This window comes from Flavobacterium lacustre (genome assembly GCF_027474525.2).
GTDB classification, from domain to species: domain Bacteria; phylum Bacteroidota; class Bacteroidia; order Flavobacteriales; family Flavobacteriaceae; genus Flavobacterium; species Flavobacterium lacustre.
In genome coordinates this window covers 3,407,105-3,431,421 of sequence record NZ_CP114882.2, presented here as the reverse complement: position 1 = coordinate 3,431,421, position 24,317 = coordinate 3,407,105, and the positions used below count along the sequence as shown (strand labels likewise).

Genomic DNA, 24,317 nt, shown 5'->3' with positions numbered 1-24,317 from the left:
TCGTTTTGTCGTCTAACGGGCATAATAACTAACCAACTAAATAAAAAAAAATGATTGTATTTATTATTCTTGGAATAATTTTATTGATTGTAAGTTTCTCTTTGAAAAACAATGTAAATCAGTTTTCTAAATTCTCCGGTATTCTTAAAATTATTGGTGTTTTGATCATTGTTTTGGGACTTTTTTCGGCCATGGTAAAGCAAATTGATGCAGGTAAAGTAGGTGTTAAATCCCTTTACGGAAATGTGGAACCCGAAATTCTGGAAAGTGGATTGCATATGATAAACCCACTTTTGGATATAACTGTTTTTGATGTTCAGACGCAAAATTATACGATGTCTGCGATTCATGACGAAGGTGCTCAAGGCGGCGATGATGCCATACGCGTTTTATCGAATGACGGGCTTGAAGTCGTGATTGATTTAACGGTTCTGTATCGTGTTTCTCCCCAAGATGCTCCAATTATTTTCAAGCAAATTGGTGTTGACTATTCTGATAAGATTGTGCGTCCCATAACCCGAACCCGTATTCGTGATAACGCTGTTTATTATGATGCAGTCGCTTTATATTCGACCAAAAGAAATGAATTTCAGCAACGTATTTTTAAAACTATTGAAACTGATTTTAAATCCAGAGGCTTAGTTTTGGAGCAATTATTAATTCGAAATATCAATCTTCCAACTTCGGTAAAAGCATCAATTGAAAGTAAAATTAATGCCGAACAAGATGCTCAAAAAATGACTTTTATTTTGCAAAAAGAAAAACAGGAAGCAGAACGTAAAAGAGTGGAAGCACAAGGTATTGCTGATTATCAAAGAATTATTTCTACCGGATTATCAGATAAACAATTGCAGTACGAACAAATAAAAGCGCAAAAAGAATTAGCAGCATCTCCAAATACCAAAATTATTTTTATGAATGGTAAAGGAAATGCACCCGTTATTCTTTCTGATAAATAGATTTATACCGTTATTCGGTGAATCGAATAACCCAATTTTAAATAACAGATTAAACACTAATTATGGAACTACCAAAATTTTTACTAGGCGACAATACTGATTTTCCAGATGATATTTTCATTATTCACCTTGATTATCCAAGATTTATTATCAATCTAAAAGACGATGAAGTAGAATTCATGGAAGAAGCCGAAGATCTTGACGAAGCGGAATTGAATGCTGAAATGGAAGGATTAATAGTGCTTGCGAATGAGTTTTATGATCGTGAAATTGGTCGCTACGAAGAGTAATCCAGTAGTATTTTAGATTTGTTTTTTAGAATCCCGATAAAGATTTAATAATTGTTGAGCGGCTGCAAAGGGTGATATTTCATCATTTTGCACCGCTTTTTTGGTTGTATCTAATGCCTTTTGAATTTCAATTTGGTTATAAAAATCCGATTTTAATTGTTCATTGATGGTTTCTAACATCCAATATTGGTTTTGCTCTTTTCTTTTTTCAAAAAAATACTGATTGGATTTAGTCCGTTCCAAAAACAGCTGAATAGTATCCCAAACCTCCGGAATTCCTTCATGTGTAATTGCACTGCAAGTTGCCGTTGTTGGTGTCCAACCTGATTTTTTGGCAGGAAATAAATGCAATGCCCTGTTGAACTCTACTTTTGCTAGATTGGCTTTTTTAATATTATCGCCATCGGCTTTGTTGATGACTATCGCATCGGCCATTTCCATAATACCGCGTTTGATGCCTTGTAATTCATCCCCGGCACCCGCTATTTTTAGCAGTAAAAAAAAATCGACCATACTGTGTACAGCAGTTTCGCTTTGGCCAACACCAACAGTTTCTATGATGATGGTATCAAAACCACAAGCCTCGCAGAGTGTGATAGTTTCTCGTGTTTTTCGGGCCACACCGCCCAATGTTTCGCCCGAAGCCGAAGGTCGGATATAGGCATTTTTGTCTTTAACCAATTCTTCCATTCTCGTTTTATCACCCAAAATACTTCCGTGAGAAATCGTACTGCTTGGATCTACGGCCAGAACGGCAACTTTCTTTCCTAAGCCAGTCAAATATTTGCCGAAAGCTTCAATAAAAGTACTTTTTCCAACACCGGGAACACCTGTAATTCCTATTCGAACTGATTTATTAGCATGTGGTAAACAAGAATTTATTACTTCGTTGGCTTTCGCCAAATGACTTGTATTTGTACTTTCCACTAAAGTTATTGCCCGACTTAAAGTAGCAATATTTCCGGCTAAAATTCCATCAATCAATTCCTGTGATGACGGTTGAATTTTTCGGAATTGTTGAATTTGATTTACAACATTTGAACTGATAATTTTTGGAGGTGCTATACCAGCTTTCTCGAAAAGGGATGACTGTTTTTTATTTTTGTTTTCCAAAGCCTAAAATCATTTTAGTAAAATTAACGCTTAAATGTGAATTAATTTATTTTTTGAAGAAGAATTAGTTAAATTGATTTTTTAATGAAAGTAATAGGTGTTAATTGGGGAATTATTTAAATAAAAGGGCTTTTTGTATTTATATGTTGTGAAATCAATAAATTAGTCAATATCTTTGAAGCCTTATGTTTAACTTCGTTTTAATCTTTGTTTTTTTACTACTCGGAATTGTATTGCAAAATGTAAAACGATTCCCTAAAAACACGTACAAGATTTTAAATAGGATTGTTATTTATATCTGCCTTCCTGCATTAGCTTTATATTACATTCCGAAAATAAAATGGAGCAACGATTTGCTCTTTCCCATTAGTGTGGCTTGGATTGGTTTTATCGTTTCGTACTTGCTGTTTAGCCTTTTAGGAAAAAAGTTTGGATGGTCGAAAAAGCTTATAGGATGTCTGATTATAACTGCAGGTTTAGGAAATACTTCTTTTTTAGGATTTCCCATAATTCAAGCGTTATATGGAGAAGAAGGGATGAAAACGGCAATCTTAGTGGATCAGCCAGGTTCTTTTGTTGTTCTTTCTACTTTAGGGATTTTGGTCGCGACGTTATTTTCTTCCGGAAGTCCAAACGGATTTCATATTGCGAAAAAGATACTTTTATTCCCACCTTTTATTACTTTTATTTTGGCTTGTGTGATGAATATTCTGGGTTTTGATTTTCATGAATATGTTGAGTTTGTTTTACAAAAAATAGGAAGTACCATGACTCCTTTGGCAATGCTTTCTGTTGGTTTGCAATTACGTTTTGACAGAAAAAGTCAGCATTGGAAATTTTTAGGATTGGGGCTTTTGTATAAATTAGTGATAACTCCCGCCATGTTCTACTTGTTATATGTCGTACTTTTGCAGCAGCATACAAAAAGCATTCAGGTTGCCATAATGGAATCCGCTATGGCACCAATGATTACAGCTTGTATACTAGCTTCTTCCCATGGGTTAAAACCCAGATTGAGCAGTATGATGATTGGTTTTGGAATACCAATCTCATTTGTCACCTTATTATTTTGGTATTTTATAGTACAGTTTATTTAAAAGTCATTTTTAAGTAAGCTCAATTTTTTAATTAGATTTTAAACATGAGTTCTTCCAGTGCTGCCACTTCTTCAGAGTCAACAATTATAGTTCAAAAAACAGTTTATCCAATATTATTTTCAATTGCATTTGCCCATTTATTGAATGATTTATTGCAAGCAGTAATTCCTGCTTCGTACCCAATTTTAAAGGAAAATTTTAATCTAACCTTTACCCAAATCGGATTAATCACTTTGGCTTATCAATTGGCAGCTTCTATTTTGCAACCGGTTGTGGGGTTGTACACAGATAAAAAACCAAAGCCTTTTTCTCAAATCTTCGGAATGCTTTTTACTTTATCGGGGATTGTACTGTTGTCATACGCATCCAATTTTTCCATGATTATTGTTTCGGTAGTTTTGGTCGGAATAGGTTCTTCTATTTTTCATCCCGAAGCTTCCAGAATTTCCTTTTTGGCATCCGGAGGAAAGCGTGGTTTGGCGCAATCTATTTTTCAATTAGGAGGAAATGCCGGAACTGCTATTGGGCCGTTATTAGTTGCTTTGATTGTAGTTCCTAACACGCAATATTACATTATTTGGTTTGTGTTGGTGGCCATAATTGGCTTGTTGGTTTTAAGCAGAATTGCGCTTTGGTACCAAAATCATTTAAGTTTAAGAGCGACCAAGAAAGCAGTTATTGATTTGCCTAATCTGAGCCAAACCAAAATAGTTATTTCAGTAGCTATATTATTGGTTTTGATATTTTCAAAGTTTTTTTACATGGCCAGTATGTCCAGTTATTTTACTTTTTATCTAATAGAAAAATTCCATTTATCGGTTCAGGAAGCACAATTTCATTTGGTGTTGTTTTTGGCGGCTTGTGCTGTGGGAACATTAATTGGGGGGCCTTTGGGCGATAAATTTGGACGAAAATATGTGATTTGGTTTTCAGTATTGGGAGCAGCACCTTTTACTTTATTATTGCCCTTTGTAGATTTATTTTGGACAGGGATTTTATCAGTTGTAATTGGAGTAATTATTTCATCGGCTTTCCCTGCAATATTAGTGTATGCTCAAGAATTATTGCCTAAAAAACTGGGTATGGTTTCCGGACTTTTTTATGGATTTGCTTTTGGAATGGGTGGATTAGGATCAGCTTTGTTGGGTAATCTAGCCGATCATACCAGTATTACTTATGTCTATTATCTTTGTGCTTATTTGCCTTTGATTGGGATTATTGCTTTCTTTTTACCTAATTTGAAAAAGAAAACAATCAAAGAATAAGTTGCTTTAAATTAAACCAATGCGTTAATTTTGGCATATTGCAATAGCATAATTGTTTTAGCGTCTTTTATTTGTCCCGATGCGATCATAGCATAGGCTTCTTCAAAAGTATATTCTAAAACATCTATGTTTTCTTGTTCGTGTTCAACTCCGCCACCTTCACTAACTTTCATGCTGGCATTATATTCTCCTACAAAGAAATATAAAATCTCCGTTACAGCACCAGGTGACATATAAGATTCAAACACTTTTCGAACGGATGAAAGTCGGTATCCAGTTTCTTCTTCGGTTTCTCGGATAATGCATTGTTCCGGATGGTCTTGATCTAATAAACCGGCACAAACTTCAATCATCATTCCGGTTTTATTTCCATTAAGGTAGGTTGGTAAACGAAACTGTCGGGTTAAAATCACGGTTTTTTGTGTGGAATTGTAAAGCAAAATGGCGGCTCCATTTCCTCTATCATACACTTCTCTTTTTTGGGTAATCAAAGAAGTATCTTTTTTTTGATAATCAAAAGTTACTTTGTTTAAAACGTACCAGTTATCAGAAAGTAATTCGGTTTTTTGTATTTTTATTTTTGGATTTTTCATCGAATTGAATTATGGATTTCGCGCTTTTGAACTAAGGTTTCTAAATGTTGTTCCCCAATTATTATTGTTGGTGTTGTTTGGTAATCCAGCCAAAGTTAACAATGCATCTTTGTCATTTTCATCATATTTCCAAGTCCACGCGCAAATGGATTTGCCGCGATTATAGAGCTCGTTTAACAAATATTCTGGATTCATAAGAGCACCTGAATTTATTGGAGCAGTTTCTCCAAAAATTACTGGTAAATTATGAGTTTGTAAATTATCTAATCGGCTAGAGATGGAAGTATTACTATCTAAAAGCCATTTTTCGTAAGCATGAATGTCAAACAAAATGTTGGTTTTGTTGGATAAAAAGGAACTTCCTTTATTTATCAATACACTTTCATCTTGCCCTTGCTCTGCACAAGGAATTAGAATAATATTTTTATTTCCAGTATTTCGAATTATTGCAGTCATTTCGTTCATGTCATTCATCCAAATTGCATCGGTGTATTCATCCGTTCGATCATATCTATAGGGCTCATTCCAAACTTCTATCCAAACATCCGATTGATTTTTAAATTGATTTGCCCAACTTTGCAATCTAGTTTTATAGTCAGTAAACCAAGTAGTTTTTGCTGGCATTTTTCCTGTAAATAAAGTTTCCGAAGTACCATTCCAACCAAAAGCACAGAGGATTGTAATCCGATTATTTAATCTATTACCATCAACTATTTTTTGTAATGAATGTAACCAACTACCATTTGAGTCCTGAATTGGGTCGCCGGTTATAGGATTTTCTTTTATATTCCCAATAAATTCTCTAGTAATATCTAAATTCCATGATTTCATATCATCATTGTTAGCGCTACTTGCTCCAAATGAATGAAAAGCATTAGCTCCAATTAATTGAATTGGTTTTCCAGTATTTAAAATATTAGTTCCCGAAATTGTATAACCAACTTGGGAAATTGGATTATTAACGTTTTCAGATTTTGAGCACGATATAAAAATTTGGAAAGCTAATAGGAATATAAATAGAATGATTTTTTTCATAATAGATATAAAAAAAACGCTCTGAATTATCAGAGCGTTTAGAATTTTTATTTTAAAATAGTTTGCTTTCTGTCTGGACCTACAGAGACAATTTTGATAGGCACTTCAACTTCGGCTTCGATAAATTCGATATATTCTTTCAATTCAATTGGTAACTCATCATAGGTAGTCATGCCGGTTAAATCAGCTTGCCATCCTTTGAAATCTTGATAAATTGGTGTTACATTTTCTGGTTCGATATTGTATGGGAAATGAGAAATTTTCTCTCCTTTATACATGTATTCTGTACATACTTTCAAAGTTTCAAATCCTGAAAGAACATCTCCTTTCATCATCATTAACTGCGTAACTCCATTTACCTGAACGGCATATTTTAAAGCGACTAAATCTAACCATCCACAACGTCTTTGTCTTCCTGTTACAGAACCGAATTCGTTTCCAACTCTTGCCATTGTAGCACCATCTTCATCAAAAAGTTCTGTTGGGAACGGACCACTTCCTACACGAGTTACATATGCTTTGAAAATACCAAACACTTCTTTGATTTTGTTAGGAGCAATTCCTAATCCTGTACAGGCACCTGCAGCAGTAGTATTTGAAGAAGTTACAAAAGGATAAGTTCCAAAATCAACATCTAATAAAGAACCTTGTGCTCCTTCACATAAAATTGATTTTTGAGCTTTTTGAGCTTGGTGTAAATATTCTTCACTATCAATGAAATCTAATTTTTTTAGTTCTTCAATTGCTGCGAAAAATTCATTTTCTAATTCTTCAAGATTGTATTCAATGGCAACATTATAAAAGGCTATCATCGCTTCATGTTTATCTGCCAAAGCTCTGTAACGATCTTTAAAATCTTCTAATTCAATATCTCCAACACGAATTCCGTTTCTTCCGGTTTTATCCATGTAAGTTGGGCCAATTCCTTTTAGGGTAGAACCAATTTTAGCTTTCCCTTTTGATGCTTCAGAAGCTGCATCAAGTAAACGGTGGGTTGGTAAAATTAAATGCGCTTTTCTGGAAATGATTAATTTATTTTTGATATCAATATTAAATTTCTCCAGACCTTCAATTTCTTTTTGAAAAACAACAGGATCTATTACAACACCATTACCAATAATGTTAATAGCAGTTTTGTGAAATATCCCGGAAGGAATCGTTCTTAAAACGTGTTTTATTCCGTCAAATTCTAAAGTGTGTCCAGCATTTGGTCCACCTTGAAAACGAGCAATAATATCGTATTTAGAGGTAAGTACATCAACGATTTTTCCTTTTCCTTCATCTCCCCATTGTAATCCTAGTAATAAATCTACGGTCATTCTGTTTATTATTTGTAGTTAGTTGTTTATTGATGAGACAAGCGTTAGCTGTCAGTATTGATTTTATTATATTATATATCTGATTTTCTTTTGTTTCCGTACAGATATAATGAGTGGTTTGTAATTTCAATATCGAATATTTCTTCGATTGTTTTTTTGATGCTTTGAATTCTGGGATCGCAAAACTCAATTACTTCACCGGTATCGGTCATTATGATGTGATCGTGTTGCTTGTCGAAATACGATTTTTCATAATGTGCTTGATTTTGTCCAAATTGGTGCTTTCGAACTAAAGCGCAATCTAATAATAATTCAATGGTATTATATAATGTGGCCCTACTGACACGGTAGTTTTTGTTTTTCATTTTGATGTAAAGATTTTCTATATCAAAATGTTCTTCACTATCATAAATTTCCTGAAGAATAGCGTAGCGTTCCGGAGTTTTACGATGACCTTTTTTTTCAAGATACATTGTAAAAACATTTTTTACAATTTCTTGGTTTTTGTTATTGTCTGTAGAGATGAGTGTCATATCTGGCAAAGATAAATTTTTTAGTTTAAAGTTTAAAGTTTAAGGTTTAAACTTTTTAACTTGAACAGGCTTAAATTTTAAACTTTAAACATTTTTTAGGTTTTATAAACGCGTGTTACTTTATCGATACCGTCTATTTTTTTGATGTTGTTAATCATTTTTTTCAAAATCGTGTTATTTTGTACAATTACAACCACTTGACCATGAAAAATTCCGGCATCAGTGCTCAAAGAAATACTTTGAATATTTACATTCATATTGTTTGAAATCACTTTGGTCAACTGATTTGTGAGTCCCAAAACATCCATTCCTGTAATGTTGATTATGGCTTTAAATTCTTCTTGTGAAGAGTCAATCCATTTGGCAGTCATAATTCGGTACGCATAGTTTGATTGCATTCCTATAGCGTTCGGACAATCTTTTTTATGAACCTTAATACCTTCGTTGATGGTTACAAAACCAAAAACATCATCTCCGGGAATTGGGTTGCAACAGGGTGATAATTTGTAATCCAGTTTGTCATGTTCCTTTCCAAAAACAAGCATGTCATAATTACTGCTTATAATTGGTTTGTGAATGTCATCATCGGCAGTGGTGCTCGCAGAACGTTTTATTTTGTTTTTGAAAAAATTAATAAACGTATTGCTTTTTTGTGCGGCATAGTCTTTTAATTGTTGGTTTTCTATCGCACCAATTCCCACTCTGTAAAATAAATCTAAACTGGTTTTTAGTTTGAAAAAGTTGACTAACTCATTTATAACCGATTCGTTCATGGTTATTTTTAAGTGTTTCAATTTTCGGGTCAACAATTCTTTTCCTTCTTCACCAATTTTCTTGGTGTTTTCGTTCAGAACGTTTTTTATTTTTGTTTTTGCTCTCGAAGTCGTTACATAATCAAGCCAGTTCACTGTGGGTTTCTGATTTTGTGATGTGATTACTTCTATTTGATCTCCACTTTTTAGTTCATGATTCAAAGGAACTAATTTTCCGTTTACACGGGTTCCTCGGGTACGAATTCCTATTTCGGAGTGAATGCTAAAGGCAAAATCGAGCGAAGTAGCTCCTTTGGGTAATGATTTTATTTCTCCTTTTGGTGTAAATACAAAGATTTCTTTTGAATATAAATTCATTTTGAAATCTTCCACAAAATCGACCGCATTGGTTTCAGAATTTTCTAGCGCTTCTTTTAATAAATTCAGCCATACATCTAAACCACTTTCTTCGGTAGCACCATTTTTATATTTGTAATGCGCAGCGTATCCTTTTTCGGCAATTTCATCCATACGTTCACTTCGTACTTGCACTTCAACCCAACGGCCTTTTGGCCCCATAACTGTGATGTGTAAGGCTTCGTAACCGGTAGATTTTGGTGATGAAATCCAGTCGCGTAAACGACTTGGGCTCGGTCTGTAGTGGTCAGTTACAATAGAATATATTTTCCAGGCCAGAAATTTTTCGTCATGCGGATTTGATTTGTATACAATACGCAAAGCGAATTTATCATACACTTCGTCAAAGCTTACATTTTGTGCCAACATTTTTCTGCGAATAGAATAGATCGATTTTGGACGACCTTTTATAATGTATTCAATTCCTTCATCATCTAATGCTGTTTTGAGTACATCAGAAATATCTTTGATATAGGCATCTTGTTCTTCCTTAGTCTCTTTGATTTTGCTTACAATATCATTATAAATGGTTGGTTCAGTATATTTCAACCCTAAATCTTCCAGTTTTGTTTTGATATTGTATAATCCCAATCGATGCGCTAATGGTGCATAAATATATAAGGTTTCTGAGGCAATTTTAGTTTGCTTGTCCTCCTGCATCGAATCCATGGTTTGCATATTGTGCAAACGATCCGCCAGTTTTATAAGGATTACCCGAACATCATCATTAAGCGTCAAAATCATTTTACGAAAATTCTCGGCTTGTATCGAGGCATTTAAATCCTTTTGAACCATAGATATTTTGGTCAATCCTTCGACTAATTGTGCCACTTTTGGATTAAACATGCGTTCAATATCCTGGACAGTCATCGGAGTATCTTCTACTACATCGTGCAATAATGCAGCAGCAATCGAGGTGGCTCCCAAACCAATTTCGGAAGCTACAATTTTTGCTACAGCTATGGGATGGAAAATATAAGCCTCACCAGATTTTCTTCTTTGGTCTTTGTGCGCATCAACCGAAACGTCAAAAGCCTTGCGAATCAGTTTTTTATCCTCTTCAGTTAAGGTTTGGTAGCTAATACGAAGTAACTCTTTGTACTCTTGAGCAATTGCTTTATTTTCTTTTTCTAAATCTATTTCTATCATATCAGCAGGGTTCAATTCCTAAAAATAACTATAAGTTAGGGAATATACAAGTAAAAATGGGTTAGATTTTATTTCGGACACTTCGATTTTGCTGGAAGTAGTATAAAAAACGTCAAATAAACAGAAGCTGTTATTTTTCTGTTCTTTTGAAGTCTAAATCCTGAAAATCATAACTGAAGTCTGTCAATTCTGAAATGGGTTGCATTTTTAAACCAATAGCTTTTCCGGTTGCGTCACATTCAAAAAACAAATGAGCATCGGCATGAAAATAAGCATTATTCCATTTTACGACAAAATTATTCTCTTTGTAAAAGAAAACTTCTCCCGAAAGTTGAGGCGAACGTTTAGAAGCAAAGTACAATTTCCCTTTTTTCTCCGAAAGAATAATATCGCCAAACCAATTGTCAGTATAACTTCCCGAGAATGTATTAAAATCTATCTTGAATTTTTCTTTTTTATTTTTTGCGACAGCTGCCCAAACATCATCGGTAACCTGATCTGCTGTTGCTTCACTTGCTTTTATTCGATTACTGTAAACGGTCACGTAATCCTCGGATGCAACGCCTAAATAACTGTCTTTTATCGTATTGGTAATTGCGCTGAATGCTGCTCCGGCTTGTTGATTTGTCAATACAATAATCCCCAATTGCAGTTCAGGAATTAAGGTAACTTGAGTTACAATTCCTTCTAAACCTCCAGTATGACCCACTTGTTTGTATCCTTTTACATCGCTCAAAAACCAACCCAATCCGTAACCGCTAAAATGTGTAAAATAAGGTGCTTTTGTATTTGCAGGAATAATAGTTTGCATCTGCCACATTTCATTGTGCTCTTTTTCAGAGAATAAGGATTTGTTTTCGGAGCCATATTTTCCTTTGTTCATTTGCATAATCGCCCATTTGCTCAAGTCATTTACACTGGAATAAATTCCTGCGGCGCCATCAAAAAGATGATTTTGGTAGCGTTTGATTACTTTTAGTTTTCCGTCAACAGGAACGTGGGGAGCAATCGTATTTGTGGTGTCTTTTAATCGTAAAAAAGAGGCAATACTATTGTTCATTTCTAAGGGTTTCATGATGCGCTCTTCAATAAAATCGCACCAGCTTTTGCCACTGGCCACACGAATGACTTCTCCGGCAACGATATACAATAAATTATCATAATCGTATTTCGTTCTAAAAGCCGAAACGGGTTTCAAATACTGTAGGTTTTGTACAATATCCTGCGCTGTAAAATCGCTTCCGTCAGGCCAAATCATTAAATCGCCAGCGCCAAGTCCTAATCCACTGCGGTGGGTCAATAAATCCCGAATCGTAAATTCATTCGTTACATAGTCATTATACATTTTAAAATTGGGAAGGTATTGAATGACTTTATCATCCCATTTTACTTTCCCTTCGTCAACCAACATCGCCAATGCCGCAGCCGTGAAAGCCTTACTGTTGGATGCAATTCCAAAAAGAGTGTTTCCATCTACTTTTTCATTTGTCAATATCGATTTTACTCCATATCCTTTGGCATGAATGACTTTGCCGTCTTTTACAACTGCCACCGCAATTCCCGGTACGTCAAAAGTTTTTAAAGTACGTTCCACTAAGGCATCAATAGTAGCAGCATCCATTTGTGCAAATGAAAATGCGGTTGAAAGTAACGCGATTGTAACGAATAATTTATTTTTCATAATTATTTATAGTTTCATTTTCTAAATCTGTAATCTTAAAATCCTCTTTGTCTTTTTGCCTCAAAAATCAGAATCGCTGCTGCAACCGAAACGTTCATAGAGTCAATTTCACCCTGCATCGGAATAATGATGTTTTGTGTGGCTTCTTTGCGCCATTCTTCTGTTAAACCAGTGGCTTCTGTTCCTACAACCAAAGCAGTTGGAGTCGAATAATCTTGCGTATGATACGAAGTGGAGTTTTGTAAAGTGGCACAATAAAAATTGATTTTTCTTTCTTTCAAAAAAGCAATAATTTCCGAAGTCGTTCCCGTAGCAATTTGATTGGTAAACAAACAACCTACGCTCGAACGCACAATATTGGGGTTGTATAAATCACTTTTTGGATTGGCAATAATTACAGCGTCCAGATGGGCAGCGTCTGCAGTTCGGAGTAAAGCGCCTATGTTTCCGGGTTTTTCCGGAGCTTCGGCAACTAAAATCAATGGGTTTTCTGATAATTGTAAATCCGATAATTGAAGTGATTTAGTTTTGGCTACAGCCAAAATTCCTTCGGTAGTATCCCGATACGCCAGTTTTTGATAAACATCTTTGTTGATTTCAATCAAATCAGCATTTTTAGCTATTTTTCTGGCTTCGGTTTCGGAGCAAATTTCAGGTAAAAACAAAAGGGTTTCCATTTCGTAACCTCCTTTGATGGCAATTGAAATTTCACGTTGTCCTTCAATCAGAAAAGTGCCGGATTGTTTGCGTGCTTTTGCTTTTTCCTGCAATAACACCAATGATTTAATAAATGGATTTTGTACGGAAGTGATTTGTTTCAATGGAAAAAGTGCTAAAGTTCTAAGGCGTAAAGATACTGAGTTTTTAATCTAAAATCTCCAATTTGCTCGCTAAATCTAGAACCTGAAATCTATAGAATCCCTCGTGCTTTAATCTCTAAATATTTATTTATGGTATCCAAAGTCAAATTTTCGGGTTGGGTAAGAACGGAATAAATACCATATTTTTTCAGTTCATTGACGATTAACCGTTTTTCGAAAGCAAACTTTTCGGCGATTACTTTGTCATACACTTCTTGAACGGTTTCCGTTTTTTTGATTATAATTTCATTCAATTCAGTATTATTAAAGAACACAACTACCAATAAATGGTTTTTGGCAATGCCTTTTAAATAAGGCAATTGGCGGTGTAAACCTTCCGTGGTTTCAAAATTGGTATAGAGAATAATTAAACTCCTTTGGTTGATGTTTTTCTTAATGTCTACATACAAACGACTGTAATCACTTTCGAAAAAATCAGTTTTGATGTTGTATAAGTTTTCCAGAATTTTTTGCATTTGAGAGGCTCTTTTTTCTGCAAAAACGCGATTTTCTACCTTTTTCGAAAAAGCAAACATTCCAGCTTTGTCTTGTTTTTTCAAAATCACATTCGATAAAACCAAAGTGGCATTAATGGCATAATCCAATAAACTCAATCCATTAAAAGGCATTTTCATCACACGGCCTTTATCGATAACCATATAAACGGATTGTGATTTTTCGTCCTGAAATTGATTAACCATCAACGAATTTTTCTTCGCAGTGGCTTTCCAGTTTAAGGTTCTAATGTCGTCACCCGGAACATATTCTTTGATTTGTTCAAATTCCATAGTGTGACCAATGCGACGAATTTTCTTGATTCCGTATTGAAATAAGGTATTCGAAAAAGCAATTAAATCATATTTTCGCAACTGAATATACGACGGATAAGTAGGAACCATTTGATCTTTATCGAAAGTAAATCGTCTGGAAATCATTCGTAACGGAGAAGAAACATAGATATTTAAATTTCCAAACGAATATTCTCCGCGTTCCGTTGGTCTCAATTCATAACTGATTTCGTCTTGTGAGGATGCTTTCAATTGGCGCTTGATTTCAAAATTTCGCACCTGAAATTGAAACGGAATTTCATCGATTATTTTCACCGAAACCGGAAACGTATAATAGTTTTTGATGCGAATGTGTATGGAATTTTCATCTCCGTTGGACAGTTTTTCGGGTGTGGTTCTGTTGGCTTCAATACCGTTTTTGGCAAAAAATAAAATCAGGATATCCAGTAGCAAAAAAGTGCTTAAAATCAAAACAATATACCAAACGGCATTGTATAAAGCCGGAAAAATAAAGGCACATACAAATAGTCCTGTAATGCCCAAAAGCGCATAGAAAAAGAAATTGTTGATGTATATTTTTTTTATTAATTTCATGATTGCAGGAACAATTCATGTAGTGACAACTTGATTGCCAATACCGTTTTTTATCTTGGAATTTCTACTGTTTCTAATATTTGTTTGATGATTTCGGTGCTGGTAATTCCTTCCATTTCACGTTCTGGCGTAACAATAACGCGATGTTGCAAAACAGGAATTGCAGCATCTTTTATATCTTCGGGAGTTACAAAATCGCGTCCGCGAATGGCAGCAAAACCTTTGGCCGCATTCAAAATGGCAATCGAAGCTCGAGGCGAAGCGCCCAAATATAAAAAGGCATTTTCTCGGGTGTTTACGACTATTTTTGCAATGTATTCTAACAGATTTTGTTCGACCAAAATTTGTTTCACCAATGCCTGATAGTTTTTGATTTCGATTGCAGAAAGAACCGTTTTAATGTTTTCCAGTTTTCCTTGACTTTGCAATACATGTTCTCTTTGAATAATGGTAATTTCTTCGTCTAGTTTAGGATAATCAATAGCGATTTTGAACAAAAAACGATCTAATTGTGCTTCGGGCAAACGGTAGGTTCCTTCTTGCTCAATTGGGTTTTGTGTGGCAATTACTAAAAAAGGAGTTTCCAGAATATAAGCGCTTCCGTCAATAGTAATTTGGCGTTCTTCCATCACTTCAAAAAGTGCCGCTTGGGTTTTTGCTGGTGCCCGATTAATTTCGTCAATCAAAATCAGATTCGAAAAAACAGGTCCTTTTTTGAATTCAAATTCAGACTTTTTTAAATCAAAAATCGAAGTTCCTAAAATATCTGAAGGCATCAAATCCGGTGTAAATTGAATTCTGCTGAACCCAATATTTAAGGTTTTTGCCAGTAATTTTGCCGTAATAGTTTTTGCAACTCCAGGAACGCCTTCGAGTAAAACATGTCCGTTTGAAAGGATTGCAACTAATAATTGATCGATCATTTTGCTCTGCCCGACAATCACTGAACCCAGTTCTTGTTTTATAATGGTAATGCTTTCTAAAAGTGGCGCAAGATTGATTCTGGATTCAAAATTTACGTTTTCGTTTGGTGTTGCCGGAGTATTTATATCTTCCATGTTATGTAGTGTTCTTTTTTATTAGTCTTTCTCTATTTTTTTTGCTGTAAGTTAACTGACAACTTCTTCAATCGCATTATTAATTTGTATTAAATCTTCTTCAATGCTGTTGTACGGACTTCTTCGATGATTTGTAATCAACAGAACGGCTCTTTTTATTACCACTAAATCTTTGCCGGATTTATGATGTATTTTTTTTATAAAATCATCATTAAGTTGAGTGGTGTCAATCAAATAGTCATTTCTGATTTTCTCCAGGAAATAAATGATTTTTTTATCAATTATTGTATCGTGATCGCCTTCCTGATAGTATAAATTTCCAATGGTTTTCGTGAAATCTATGGTTGTATTGGTCAACGGTTTTATAATGGGAACGATACGTTGTTTGCGTTTGGCATTAAAAATAATAAAAAGAAACATTCCCGTCAGGAAAATATACCAAGCCCATTTCAGCGCCGGTTGACTCAAAATATAACGCATCGGTGAATCTGAAATCACTTCACCGTTCTGGTCTTTGATGTACCAAAAAACAGTTCCTTTTGGAATATAAGACAATACTTTCTCGGCATATTCATGGTGATTTGCTTTCAATAAATGAAAATTGGTAAAAGCGGCAGGTTGTAAATGCAAGAAGAATTCGCCGTTATTGTATTTTACTTTTATAAAATTTACGCGACTGCTATCTCCACTTTGAAAGCCTAAAACGGTGGTTTTTAAAGTATCTGTTTTAGAAAAATAAGTGTTTCCGAGGCCTTCTGTAATTTTATATTTTTCGGGTTTCCATTTGGTATTGGCTAACCAATTAAACGTCGTGTCCGAAGGATTGTATTCGGATTTTATTTTTAGTTTTAAAGTGTCTAATAATACTTTCGGAATAGTTTTCGAACTGATAAAAGCGGCATTTCCACGACTTACGAAATAACAGATTTCCTTTAGGGATTCGGTGTCAAGGGTTGAATTTTCAGAGATATTCAGGATGGTTCCTTTTATTTTATAATCAGCAACCAAAGTATCGTAATTGTATTTTGATTCTAAAAATTCATAAAGCGTAACTTTAATTTGTTCGATTTTTTGGTTTTTCAATAAAGAGCCAATTTCCGCATTAAAAACATACATTCCATAAGGGATTTTGTCTTTTATAGCGTAGGTTGTAGTCCAGTCAACAGGTTTTGGACGGTTGCTGTCAATGGCAATAATACCCGCAAGAAGCAGCACCAAAAAGGCGATGTATATTTTTAGCGTTCTATTCATTACCGATCGATTTTATGGTTTTCTCGAATGCCGTTTTCGCTTTTGCAAAAGTGCCTTCGTCCAGATCAAATTCTCCATACCAAATGTAGTTGTACAAGTACGATAAATAGGCAAATTCGTCTTTTTGAGACTGATTTTTTAATTCATAAAGATAATCGGAATTGGTTTTTTCGATATCCCAGACAATCCAGTTTTTTTCGGCCATACTTTTGAGTAACCAAAGGTAATAGTACCGAATACTCAATCGCATTTCTCCGGTTTCCAAAGTGCCCTGGATTAGTTTTTCGAAATCAATACGATGGAGATTTTTCTCGATTTCGCTGTGGTCAATTCTTTTTTTATCAGAATTTCTGCCGAAAATCCATTGTCCTTCTTTATTCAGCAAGGCATTTGTAATCAGGTAAACGACAAAAATAAGAATCAGAACCGCAAGTATTTTCAATAAAGCACCAACAAAACCCAGCGCAGTTGCATTACTGCTAAAATGGAATAAATTTTTAAAAAACGCCGCTAACCATTCTTTGAAACGATCCCAGGCATTTTTTTCGGGTGTTTTAAATTCATATTTGAAAGCGTCATCTGTGTATTTTTTCTTGAAATTTTTAGCAAAAGTTCGGATTTCCATCCTGCTGGAATCCAGTTGAATATGGTCTTGGGTGAAGGGTGCTTTTTCTTTTTTGGCTACAGCCAAAGTATCCATTGCTCCAACATTGGAACAAAATAAAAAGAACAATATAAGAAGCAGTCTATTCACTTTTGGTACCGATTAAATCAATTTGACTTTTGGGAGTGTTGTTTTCATTTTCTTCTCTCAAACTGTAATAGATAATTCCTTGATTGATGAGGATAAAATTGTTGAAAAAATAACTCAGTACAATGGATAGCGCCATGACTACAGTCATTAAAACTCCCATTGTCGACAAATATTCGGTTTGAGAAGCCGTTGTTGTGGATGGATTTCCATTGGTATAAACCAAAAATATTCCTATGAAATATGGAACTAAAGTTATAATTCCTTGTATTATTTGAACCAAAGCCGCCATTATAAAAGTTGTTCCTATAATAGTCCAAAACTGTTGTTTAACCAACCCAAAACCATTTTTAAGGGATTCGAAAAAGCCAGTTTTTTGGATTAAATAATCATGAAAACTTAACATAATCCAGGCTAAAAAAGCCGGGCCAACTATAAAAAATAAAGGAATACCAATAAGGATAAAAACCATCAAAATCAGCAGTACAAATACAACCATCATTAAGGGTAAGATGATGAAAACGAGTCCCAGAAAAAATTTCAATAACCGACTAAAATTTTCTTTCAGGCTCATAATCAGGTCGGCTGTGGTAAAATCGCTTCCGTTATTTTTTTCGATTAGTTGAATGTAAAGAACAGGAAAAGCAAAATTCAATAGCGATAAAATCACTGCGAGAATGACAAACAGGAGTAAGGAACCAATAAATAATACGGCATTATTAGAGAAATAATTTTCGAGATAATTTGAATTCGGATTGCCTATGGCAGAGAAAACAACTTCCCAATATACTTTGAAAATGAAATAGACCAAAACCATTAAAATCAATAAAAAACCACCATTAATGATGAAGTAATTCTTGAAATAATGTTTTCCAAAAGTTTTGAAAAAAGTAATCGTATCGGAGATGTATTCGCTAAATCCCCGTTTTTTGAATAGTATAAACATTAGGCAGGAAGTGTTTTTTTGTGAACAATAAATGGATAAATCAAATAGTAAAAGGAAATCAGGGCAAGTGTCAATAAGATGATAAAACTGCTGAACCAGTTTTCCATTTCTATAGAGTATCGGGTGATAAATCCTTCGAGAAAACCCGCTGCAATTGTAAACGGAATAGTGCTCAAAAAGATTTTGAAACTGTTCTTGAATCCAATTTTAAAGGAATTTATTCTCGAATAGGTTTTGGGAAAAAGAATTGAAGCGCCAAGAATAAATCCGGCAGTTGATTCTATAACTATAGCAAAAATTTCCATAGAACCATGAATCCAAATGCCACGAACACTTTTCCAGAAAACTCCTTGTTGGTAGAAAAAATATTGAAAAGAACCCAGCATTAACGAGTTTTGCAAGAAGATGTAAAAAGTGCCAATCCCGCCAAAAATGCCATATAAATAGCATCGTGCGCCCACATATAAATTGTTTAAAGTAATACCGATAAAGCTACCCCAATTGCTGCCTGATTTGTAAACCGCCACCGGATTTCCTTTTTTGATGTTTTCTAAAGTCATATTGACATAACTATCGCCCAGAATTAACCGCACAAAATTTTCATCGTATCTAGCCGAAACTACTCCCATGGCAACAGTGGCAAAAAACAAAACAAACGCGTAGATTAAATACCGTTTGTAATCATAGACCAGCAATGGCACTTCGGTAGTGAAGAAATAAAGGATTCTGTTTTTTTCGGTTCTTTTGGTTTTGTATATTTTTTGGTAAATCTGTGAGGCTAAATAATTTAGATAGATAACCGTTTTGCTTTTAGGATAATAGGTTTGGGCATAGGACAAGTCATTCACTAATTGAATGTACAAATGAGCCATTTCATCAGGATTTTTTTTAGCTTTACCAAAAATAGCCTGTTCAAATTCAAGCCATTTTTCTTTATTTTGTTTTATAAACGCAATCTCTCTCATTAATGGCTAATGTATAAAATATGTCAGAATTATCTATTCATACAACCCAAAATGTCAATATAAATTTTACAGCCGCTTCGGTAGGGGAACGTATTGTGGCTTATTTAATTGATTGGGTAATCAAAATCGCATATTGTTTAGTGGTTTACGGTGTTTTTTTCTATTGGTTAGGTATGAACAAAAGTTTCGACACGATGGACCAATGGTCAGTAATGGCGACAATTCTGGTGTTTTATTTCCCGGTTATGATTTATTCGATTACGTTAGAAAGTATTTTTGAAGGACAAACCATTGGAAAAAAGCTGCGCAAAATAAAAGTTGTAAAAATAGATGGATATCAAGCCAGTTTTGGTGATTATCTGATACGTTGGTTTTTTAGAATAATTGATATCAGTATCCTAAATGGTATTGTAGCTTTGGTTGCCATAATTTCAAGTGCCAAAAACCAACGCTTAGGTGATATGACAGCAGGAACCGCTGTGATTACTTTAAAAAATTCGATTACGATAAACAACACAATTTTGGAGGAAATTGGCGATGAATACGTGCCCGTTTATCCGTTGGTCATCAAATTATCCGATAACGATATGCGAATTATCAAAGATACTTTTGTACTGGCTAAAGCCAAAGGAGATTCAGAAACCCTCTTGAAATTACGTCGAAAAATTGAATCGGTTACAGGAATACAAAATCAATCCGGAAATGACTCTGATTTTGTCAATACAATTCTAAAAGATTATAATTTTTATACGCAGAATATGTAAAAGTTAGATTTCAAAAAATAATGATAGTCCATTTTGCGAGTATTGTTTTTGCGAGATTAAAATAAAAAATAACTTCTCTTGCGGTAAAAAAATCAATTACATTCTTTATTACAATACTGAAAAAAGAAAAATATGTTTCATCTATTAGATATTATCGGAACGATGGCTTTTGCGATGTCGGGAGCATTAACGGCCATGCATAAAAAGCTCGATGCTTTTGGCATATTTATCATTGCATTTGTCACTGCAGTGGGAGGCGGAACTTTACGCGATATTATGATTGGGCGCACACCTGTGGGATGGATGCTGGATTTGAAATATGTATATGTCATTATTATCGGATTTATATTAGCGATTGTTTTCCGCAAAAAGTTTGATCGTCTTCGTACTTCTTTGTTTTTATTTGACACTATTGGTTTAGGTGTTTTCACTTTGATAGGGTTAGAAAAAGGTATAAATATTGGTTTACATCCTGTTATTTGTATCGCTTTGGGAACAATGACAGCCTGTTTTGGCGGTGTTATCCGAGACATATTGTGTACCGAAATCCCGGTTATTTTCAGAAAAGAGATTTATGCCACGGTTTGTATTTTTGGCGGAATTGTTTTTTTCTTTTTAAAGGAAATGAATTTAGAAAACGACATTTTATACTTAATTACTTCATTGGTTATTATTTCGGGTCGCTTGATGGCGGTGAAGTTCAAATGGTATTTGCCAACTTTAGAACATAAATAAAAAATGCTTACTTTCACGAAGTCTAAATTTTTATAGTGAAAAATCTCTCGGTCAAACAATACCACAAAAGCAATTATAAGCAATGGAATGCCTTTATTGGTCGAGCCAAAAATGCTACGTTCTTGTTTCATCGGGATTTTATGGAGTACCATAAAGAGCGATTTGAGGATTATTCTTTGATGGTTTTTGAAAATGAAAAATTAGTTGCCATTTTACCGGCAAATAGAGCAGAAGATACTATTTTTTCGCATCAGGGTTTGACGTATGGCGGACTTGTTTATAAAGAGCAGACTAAATTGAGTGATGTTTTGGCTGTATTTCAATCGGTTTTGTTTTTTTTGAAAAGGAATGCGATAGAAAAGCTGCATCTAAAAACAATTCCATTTATTTATCATACCAAACCGGCGCAGGAAATGGAATACGCTTTGTTTTTGGCGGAAGCCCAATTAGTGCGAAGAGACAGTTTGTCGGTTATCGATTTGTCAAAGGAAAATCCTATTTCTAAAATCCGAAAAAGAGGCATTCAAAAAGGAATTAATAATGGTTTAATCATTAAAGAAGAGACTGATTTTGAACCGTTTTGGAATGAAATATTAATTCCGAATTTAGACTTGAAACACAACGCAAAACCCGTTCATTCTTTGATAGAAATCACAAAATTAAAAACTCTTTTTCCAGAAAATATCAGACAATTTAATGTGTATTTTAACGATAAAATTGTAGCGGGGACTACCATTTTCGAAAGTGAAAATGTAGCACATTGCCAATACATTTCTAAATTTGAAGGAGCAGAAAATCTGGGAAGTTTAGATTTTCTGTATTCTTTTTTGATCAAAGAAATTTTCGCTAAGAAACCCTTTTTTGACTTTGGAATTTCAAATGAAGCCCAAGGCAAAAAATTGAATGAAGGATTGTCCTATTGGAAAGAAAGTTTTGGCGCCAGTACTGTAGTTCATGATTTTTATGAAGTAAAAACGATTAATTATAAGGCATTTGAGACTGTTTTGATATGATAAAATTCCTTGATATAAAGAAAATAAATGAACCGTATGAAGCTGCTTTTCAACAACAATTGAAAGTAGTTTTAGGCAATGGCTGGTATATTCTGGGAAGTGAAGTCCAAAAATTTGAAGCTGATTTTGCCACTTATTGCGGCACTAAATATTGCATCGGAACTGGAAATGGGCTGGATGCTATAACTTTGATTTTTAAAGGATATATCGAACTCGGAAAACTGCAAAAAGGCGATGAAGTGATTGTTCCTGCCAATACTTATATTGCCAGTATTCTCGCTATTTTACAAGCAGATTTAGTGCCGGTTTTGGTCGAGCCAAAGTTGGAAACGTACAACATCAACCCCGATTTAATTCCAGAAAAAATAACACCAAAAACCAGTGCGATTCTGGCCGTTCATCTCTACGGACAATTGGCAGAAATGGAGGCAATAAGAACTCTTGCAAATCAAAACAATCTTTTGGTGATTGAAGATGCGGCGCAGGCTCATGGCGCTGTTTCCGGGGATGATTTACAGAGCGGAAAAGCCGGAAATCTATCGGATGCTGCGGCTTTTAGTTTTTATCCCGGGAAAAATCTTGGGGCGCTGGGAGATGGGGGCGCAGTAACTACAAATGATGCTGAATTAGCCAAAATCATTCAATCCATGCGCAATTACGGTTCGGAAACCAAATATTTTAGTGATTATATCGGTGTGAATTCTAGATTAGATGAGTTGCAAGCAGCTTTTTTGAATGTAAAATTACCCTATTTAGATATCGAAAATGAAAAGCGAAGAGCCATTGCCAAGCGTTATATATCCGAAATACATAATGACAAAATTACTTTGCCCAATTGGGATTTTTCTGCTAATCATGTTTTTCATGTTTTTGTGATTCGAACTCAAAACAGGACTCATTTACAGGATTATTTGCAAGAAAATAACATTCAAACGGTGCTGCATTATCCGGTTCCGCCACATCAGCAAAAAGCCTTTTCACATTGGAATCATTTGTCTTATCCAATTACCGAAAAAATACATAATGAAGTCTTGAGTTTACCTATAAGTCCGGTATTGACAACGGATGAGGTTCGTTTTATTATTGAAATTTTAAATCAATATTAATTTGAATTTCCTAAAAAAAATAATGCAAACCCACTTGTTCAAAATTACGTCTCTCAATAGTTTGAGTGTCGTTTTAAAGCTGGGTATAGGATTAATTACGTCCAAAGTCATTGCCATTTTTATAGGCCCAAGTGGCTTGGCATTGGTTGGGAATTTCAGAAATTTTGTAGGTTCTTTTGAAACAATAGCCACTTTAGGTTTTCAAAACGGAATTGTGAAATATATTGCTGAAGTCAAAGAAAAAGAAACTGAATTAAAAAAATATGTTTCTACTGTTTTTATTTCCGTTTCAATAATTTCAATAGTGTTGAGCTGCTTTTTGTTTTTCTTGTCCGATTATTGGAATGAAGTTATTTTTGGAGCCTCATATGCTTATAATTTTGTTTTTAAAGCTTTTGCTTTTGCTTTGCCATGGTATTCGGTTTCCATTATTTTAGTTTCCATTTTAAATGGATTAGGACGCTTTAAAAATGTAATCTACATCACGATAATTGGGAATTGTATAGGTCTTTTGGTCTCGGTTTTGTTTATATATCAGTATCAGACAATAGGAGCGTTGCTGGCAATTATTTGCACTCCGGCATTGTTGTTTTTGGTCTCTTTTTATTACATCAATACTGCGTTTCCAATACTGCATTTTATCCGATTTCACTTTTTTGATTTTTCGATTATAAAGAACTTATCCCATTATTTTTTGATGGCATTAGTTTCCGGGATTGCCGGGTCGCTTGTTTTTCTTTCTATCCGAAAAAATCTAATTGCCGGTATTGGTATTCAGGAAGCAGGATATTGGGAGGCCATAACCCGAATATCATCGTATTATTTGCTGTTTATATCTTCTATTTTGACCCTTTATTTTTTGCCCAAACTCGCTGTTGCAAATACGAATCAAGACACCAAAAAAGTGTTTTGGAGTTATTACAAAACCATTTTTCCTTTTGTTGTCATTGGTTTATTGATCGTGTATTGTTCTCGTTTTCTAATTGTTAAAATCCTTTTTACACCTGCATTTCTTCCGGTTACGACTTTATTTTTTTGGCAGTTAGTAGGGGATTTGTTAAAAATGGCTTCTTGGATTTTAGGCTATCAATTTTTTGCCAAAAAGCTGACGACAGCTTTTATTATCACCGAGTTGTTTTCACTTTCAATAACTTATTTTTCGAGTATTTTTTTAATTAAAACCATAGGAATACAAGGTGTAGTTATGGCACATGCACTGACTTATTTTGTTTATTTACTGGTTTTGAGTATTTATTTCAGGAAGAGTTTATTTTAAATTTTGA

Annotated in this window: 23 protein-coding genes; 9 read left to right on the top strand and 14 right to left on the bottom strand. The window is 34.4% G+C overall.

Annotated features, from left to right (window positions below):
- Nucleotides 1-50 precede the first annotated feature (50 nt).
- Both O6P34_RS14820 and O6P34_RS14815 read left to right on the top strand, forming a co-directional pair.
- Nucleotides 51-959 (top strand): prohibitin family protein, encoded by a 909-nt coding sequence (locus O6P34_RS14820; protein ID WP_269685295.1) that lies wholly within the window; start codon nt 51-53, stop codon nt 957-959.
- A 62-nt stretch (nt 960-1,021) separates the two neighbouring features.
- Nucleotides 1,022-1,249, top strand: coding sequence for a DUF8828 family protein (locus O6P34_RS14815; RefSeq protein ID WP_269685294.1), 228 nt, complete (start codon nt 1,022-1,024; stop codon nt 1,247-1,249).
- 12 nt (nt 1,250-1,261) lie between these two features.
- Here the strand turns inward: O6P34_RS14815 and meaB are convergent, their stop codons facing one another.
- Nucleotides 1,262-2,362, bottom strand: a complete 1,101-nt coding sequence (meaB, locus tag O6P34_RS14810; protein WP_269685293.1) for a methylmalonyl Co-A mutase-associated GTPase MeaB — start codon at nt 2,360-2,362, stop codon at nt 1,262-1,264.
- Between the two features lie 185 nt (nt 2,363-2,547).
- Here meaB and O6P34_RS14805 point away from each other — a divergent pair, with 185 nt between their 5' ends.
- Both O6P34_RS14805 and O6P34_RS14800 read left to right on the top strand, forming a co-directional pair.
- Nucleotides 2,548-3,459, top strand: a complete 912-nt coding sequence (locus O6P34_RS14805) for an AEC family transporter (protein ID WP_269685292.1) — start codon at nt 2,548-2,550, stop codon at nt 3,457-3,459.
- A 44-nt stretch (nt 3,460-3,503) separates the two neighbouring features.
- Nucleotides 3,504-4,724: an MFS transporter gene (locus O6P34_RS14800; protein WP_269685291.1), complete on the top strand. Its 1,221-nt coding sequence runs from the start codon at nt 3,504-3,506 to the stop codon at nt 4,722-4,724.
- Between the two features lie 11 nt (nt 4,725-4,735).
- Here O6P34_RS14800 and nudK read toward each other — a convergent pair whose 3' ends face one another.
- The 13 genes from nudK to O6P34_RS14735 form a co-directional block, all read right to left on the bottom strand.
- On the bottom strand, nt 4,736-5,317 hold the full coding sequence (gene nudK / locus O6P34_RS14795) for a GDP-mannose pyrophosphatase NudK (protein ID WP_269685290.1): 582 nt from the start codon (nt 5,315-5,317) through the stop codon (nt 4,736-4,738).
- A 9-nt stretch (nt 5,318-5,326) separates the two neighbouring features.
- Nucleotides 5,327-6,352, bottom strand: coding sequence for a cellulase family glycosylhydrolase (locus O6P34_RS14790; RefSeq protein ID WP_269685289.1), 1,026 nt, complete (start codon nt 6,350-6,352; stop codon nt 5,327-5,329).
- 47 nt (nt 6,353-6,399) lie between these two features.
- A complete protein-coding gene (locus tag O6P34_RS14785; protein ID WP_269685288.1) occupies nt 6,400-7,671 on the bottom strand; it encodes an adenylosuccinate synthase in 1,272 nt (423 codons plus the stop codon).
- A 71-nt stretch (nt 7,672-7,742) separates the two neighbouring features.
- Nucleotides 7,743-8,204: a Fur family transcriptional regulator gene (locus O6P34_RS14780; protein WP_269685287.1), complete on the bottom strand. Its 462-nt coding sequence runs from the start codon at nt 8,202-8,204 to the stop codon at nt 7,743-7,745.
- Nucleotides 8,205-8,299: 95 nt separating this feature from the next.
- Entirely contained in the window at nt 8,300-10,522 is a 2,223-nt protein-coding gene (locus tag O6P34_RS14775; protein WP_269685286.1) for a RelA/SpoT family protein, read from the bottom strand.
- Between the two features lie 130 nt (nt 10,523-10,652).
- Nucleotides 10,653-12,203 carry a serine hydrolase gene (locus O6P34_RS14770; RefSeq protein ID WP_269685285.1) on the bottom strand — a complete coding sequence of 517 codons (1,551 nt, stop codon included), beginning with the start codon at nt 12,201-12,203 and terminating at the stop codon, nt 10,653-10,655.
- 35 nt (nt 12,204-12,238) lie between these two features.
- The gene (locus tag O6P34_RS14765) at nt 12,239-13,024 is read right to left on the bottom strand and encodes a TrmH family RNA methyltransferase (RefSeq protein ID WP_269685284.1); all 786 of its coding nucleotides are present in this window, start codon (nt 13,022-13,024) and stop codon (nt 12,239-12,241) included.
- A gap of 89 nt (nt 13,025-13,113) precedes the next feature.
- Nucleotides 13,114-14,445: a DUF58 domain-containing protein gene (locus O6P34_RS14760; RefSeq protein WP_269685283.1), complete on the bottom strand. Its 1,332-nt coding sequence runs from the start codon at nt 14,443-14,445 to the stop codon at nt 13,114-13,116.
- Nucleotides 14,446-14,495: 50 nt separating this feature from the next.
- On the bottom strand, nt 14,496-15,503 hold the full coding sequence (locus O6P34_RS14755; protein ID WP_269685282.1) for an AAA family ATPase: 1,008 nt from the start codon (nt 15,501-15,503) through the stop codon (nt 14,496-14,498).
- A gap of 51 nt (nt 15,504-15,554) precedes the next feature.
- A complete protein-coding gene (locus O6P34_RS14750) occupies nt 15,555-16,754 on the bottom strand; it encodes a DUF4350 domain-containing protein (RefSeq protein ID WP_269685281.1) in 1,200 nt (399 codons plus the stop codon).
- Nucleotides 16,747-17,508 (bottom strand): DUF4129 domain-containing protein, encoded by a 762-nt coding sequence (locus O6P34_RS14745; RefSeq protein ID WP_269685280.1) that lies wholly within the window; start codon nt 17,506-17,508, stop codon nt 16,747-16,749. The genes O6P34_RS14750 and O6P34_RS14745 overlap by 8 nt, the downstream gene beginning before the upstream one ends.
- A complete protein-coding gene (locus tag O6P34_RS14740) occupies nt 17,501-18,451 on the bottom strand; it encodes a hypothetical protein (RefSeq protein WP_269685279.1) in 951 nt (316 codons plus the stop codon). Before O6P34_RS14740 ends, O6P34_RS14745 begins: the two co-directional genes overlap by 8 nt.
- Entirely contained in the window at nt 18,451-19,416 is a 966-nt protein-coding gene (locus tag O6P34_RS14735; RefSeq protein WP_269685278.1) for a stage II sporulation protein M, read from the bottom strand. The genes O6P34_RS14740 and O6P34_RS14735 overlap by 1 nt, the downstream gene beginning before the upstream one ends.
- Before the next feature lie 20 nt (nt 19,417-19,436).
- On the opposite strand from O6P34_RS14735, the gene O6P34_RS14730 reads away from it, so the two are divergent.
- From O6P34_RS14730 to O6P34_RS14710, 5 genes are all read left to right on the top strand, one after another.
- Entirely contained in the window at nt 19,437-20,180 is a 744-nt protein-coding gene (locus O6P34_RS14730) for an RDD family protein (protein WP_269685277.1), read from the top strand.
- Nucleotides 20,181-20,312: 132 nt separating this feature from the next.
- Nucleotides 20,313-20,915 (top strand): trimeric intracellular cation channel family protein, encoded by a 603-nt coding sequence (locus O6P34_RS14725; RefSeq protein ID WP_269685276.1) that lies wholly within the window; start codon nt 20,313-20,315, stop codon nt 20,913-20,915.
- A gap of 35 nt (nt 20,916-20,950) precedes the next feature.
- Nucleotides 20,951-21,928: a GNAT family N-acetyltransferase gene (locus O6P34_RS14720; RefSeq protein ID WP_269685275.1), complete on the top strand. Its 978-nt coding sequence runs from the start codon at nt 20,951-20,953 to the stop codon at nt 21,926-21,928.
- A complete protein-coding gene (locus O6P34_RS14715; protein ID WP_269685274.1) occupies nt 21,925-23,034 on the top strand; it encodes a DegT/DnrJ/EryC1/StrS family aminotransferase in 1,110 nt (369 codons plus the stop codon). Before O6P34_RS14720 ends, O6P34_RS14715 begins: the two co-directional genes overlap by 4 nt.
- Before the next feature lies 1 nt (nt 23,035).
- Complete coding sequence (locus O6P34_RS14710; protein WP_269685273.1) at nt 23,036-24,310, top strand: O-antigen translocase; 1,275 nt, start codon at nt 23,036-23,038, stop codon at nt 24,308-24,310.
- Nucleotides 24,311-24,317 lie beyond the last annotated feature (7 nt).

Coding starts and splice junctions, on each gene's coding strand:
- O6P34_RS14820 (WP_269685295.1), top strand. CDS start 51: ATGATTGTATTTATTATTCTTGGAATAATTTTATTGATTGTAAGTTTC.
- O6P34_RS14815 (WP_269685294.1), top strand. CDS start 1,022: ATGGAACTACCAAAATTTTTACTAGGCGACAATACTGATTTTCCAGAT.
- O6P34_RS14805 (WP_269685292.1), top strand. CDS start 2,548: ATGTTTAACTTCGTTTTAATCTTTGTTTTTTTACTACTCGGAATTGTA.
- O6P34_RS14800 (WP_269685291.1), top strand. CDS start 3,504: ATGAGTTCTTCCAGTGCTGCCACTTCTTCAGAGTCAACAATTATAGTT.
- nudK (WP_269685290.1), bottom strand. CDS start 5,317: ATGAAAAATCCAAAAATAAAAATACAAAAAACCGAATTACTTTCTGAT.
- O6P34_RS14790 (WP_269685289.1), bottom strand. CDS start 6,352: ATGAAAAAAATCATTCTATTTATATTCCTATTAGCTTTCCAAATTTTT.
- O6P34_RS14785 (WP_269685288.1), bottom strand. CDS start 7,671: ATGACCGTAGATTTATTACTAGGATTACAATGGGGAGATGAAGGAAAA.
- O6P34_RS14780 (WP_269685287.1), bottom strand. CDS start 8,204: ATGACACTCATCTCTACAGACAATAACAAAAACCAAGAAATTGTAAAA.
- O6P34_RS14775 (WP_269685286.1), bottom strand. CDS start 10,522: ATGATAGAAATAGATTTAGAAAAAGAAAATAAAGCAATTGCTCAAGAG.
- O6P34_RS14770 (WP_269685285.1), bottom strand. CDS start 12,203: ATGAAAAATAAATTATTCGTTACAATCGCGTTACTTTCAACCGCATTT.
- O6P34_RS14760 (WP_269685283.1), bottom strand. CDS start 14,445: ATGAAATTAATAAAAAAAATATACATCAACAATTTCTTTTTCTATGCG.
- O6P34_RS14755 (WP_269685282.1), bottom strand. CDS start 15,503: ATGGAAGATATAAATACTCCGGCAACACCAAACGAAAACGTAAATTTT.
- O6P34_RS14750 (WP_269685281.1), bottom strand. CDS start 16,754: ATGAATAGAACGCTAAAAATATACATCGCCTTTTTGGTGCTGCTTCTT.
- O6P34_RS14740 (WP_269685279.1), bottom strand. CDS start 18,451: ATGTTTATACTATTCAAAAAACGGGGATTTAGCGAATACATCTCCGAT.
- O6P34_RS14735 (WP_269685278.1), bottom strand. CDS start 19,416: ATGAGAGAGATTGCGTTTATAAAACAAAATAAAGAAAAATGGCTTGAA.
- O6P34_RS14730 (WP_269685277.1), top strand. CDS start 19,437: ATGTCAGAATTATCTATTCATACAACCCAAAATGTCAATATAAATTTT.
- O6P34_RS14725 (WP_269685276.1), top strand. CDS start 20,313: ATGTTTCATCTATTAGATATTATCGGAACGATGGCTTTTGCGATGTCG.
- O6P34_RS14715 (WP_269685274.1), top strand. CDS start 21,925: ATGATAAAATTCCTTGATATAAAGAAAATAAATGAACCGTATGAAGCT.